The following is a 1584-nucleotide window of genomic DNA, read 5'->3' as shown; positions in this document are numbered from 1 at the left end:
GGGACCTCGGTCCAGTTCGACCAGGTACCGGTGGTGTAGTCGGCGTCCTTGGCGAAGACCTGGCCGCTCGCGCCGAGCGCGAAGACGTGCACCTTGTTGCCGTCCGCCACGCTGGTCAGCGCCTTCAGGCCGCTGCCGTCCAGGCGGCCCCAGCTGCCGGTCCAACCGCTCCCGGAGGCCGCGTAATCACCCTCCGTCCCGTACAGTGCGCCGTCCGAACCGACGATCTGCAGGTGGACGGTCGTCCCGGTGACCGCGGCGGCGAGCGAGGTCGCTCCGGCGGCACCCCCGGGGACCTCGGTCCAGTTCGACCAGGTACCGGTGGTGTAGTCGGCGTCCTTGCCGAAGACCTGGCCGCCCGCGCCGAGCGCGAAGACGTGCACCACGTTGTTGACCGTCACGCTGGTGACCGCCTTCAGCGCGCTGCCGTCCAGCCGCGCCCACTGGTTGGTCCAGCCGCCGCCGTAGTTGCCGTCGGTGTTGTAGAGGGCGCCGTCCGAGCCGATCAGGTTGAGACGCGCGGTGGTACCGGTCGCGGACGCCGTGATCGCCGCGTTCACGTCCCAGGAGCCGGTCGGGACGTCGTCGACGACCTTGTTGTAGCGGTAGGCCTGGTAGTCGCCGTTCGGGTGGCTGTCGAAGTACGCCGCGTTGATCGAGATGCCCGTGCGGTGCTTCACCGGCGTCGAGCCGAAGGAGTAGTAGGAGAAGGTGGTGTGGGCCGCGTCGTCCCACTTCTCGAACAGGATCACGTGGTCGTACTTGCTGTCGAGGATGTCGCCGGGCTTGAGGTCGCTGCGCTGGATCTGGGTGGTGTAGGCGGGGTTGGAGAGCCCCAGGGTGTTGGGGCCGTCGGCGAGGTGCCAGGCCATGTCGACGTAGCCGCCGCAGTCGGTGCGGTACATGCGGCCGCTGGAGTCCGCGTAGTAGCCGCCCTGGTCGTAGGTGATCGCCTTGCCGTACCAGTACTGGGCCCGCTGGAGGATCTCCGAGCGGGTGATCTGGCCGCCCACCGAGGAGGCGGCCTGGGCGGTGGTCGCGGTGGAGAGCGTGACGGCGGTCATGGCCACGGTCCCGGAGAGGGTGAGGGCTGCGGTCAGGGCGAGCTGGGTGAGCTTTGAGGCGGTGGAACGCATGGCGGAACTCCTTGTGGTGGTGGATCGACGATGGGTGCCCCGAGTGGCGGACGATGTCGCCGGCCTGGGCTGCGGCGGACGATGTCGCCGGCCTGGGCTGCGGCGGGCGATGGCTGTCTGCCGGACGGCGGCGCGGGCGCAGCGCGGGGCGCAGGGCGCGGTCGGTGAGGCGGTTGGGCAGGTTGCGGGGCGGGTTGTGGGTGCGGGGAGGCGGCGGATGTCATGTGGGCCGGGCTCGCCTGGAGGTGATGCTGTGTCAGGCGCGGGCTCCGCCGGGGACGGGGATCCAGGTGGACCAGGTGCCGGTGTTGTAGTCGGCGTCGCGGGTGTAGACGCCGCCGTCCGCGGCGACGGCGAAGACGTGGTTGACGTTGCCGATGGCCACGGCGCTGATGGACTTCAGATTCGAGCTGTCCACCTTGGTCCAGGCCGACCAGGTGCCGGTTAC

1 protein-coding gene and 1 pseudogene are annotated in these 1584 nt (G+C 70.1%); both read right to left on the bottom strand.

The features are described from left to right. A partial coding sequence (locus tag ABT048_RS40870; protein WP_350526727.1) for a PLL family lectin occupies window positions 1-1136 on the bottom strand: 1136 nt, incomplete at its 3' end. 256 nt (window positions 1137-1392) lie between these two features. Next, window positions 1393-1584 (bottom strand): annotated as a pseudogene (locus ABT048_RS40865) (hypothetical protein); the annotation flags it as partial.

This window comes from Kitasatospora sp. NPDC096140 (genome assembly GCF_040303045.1).
Taxonomy (GTDB): domain Bacteria; phylum Actinomycetota; class Actinomycetes; order Streptomycetales; family Streptomycetaceae; genus Kitasatospora.
This window is presented reverse-complemented; position numbering and strand designations above follow the sequence as displayed.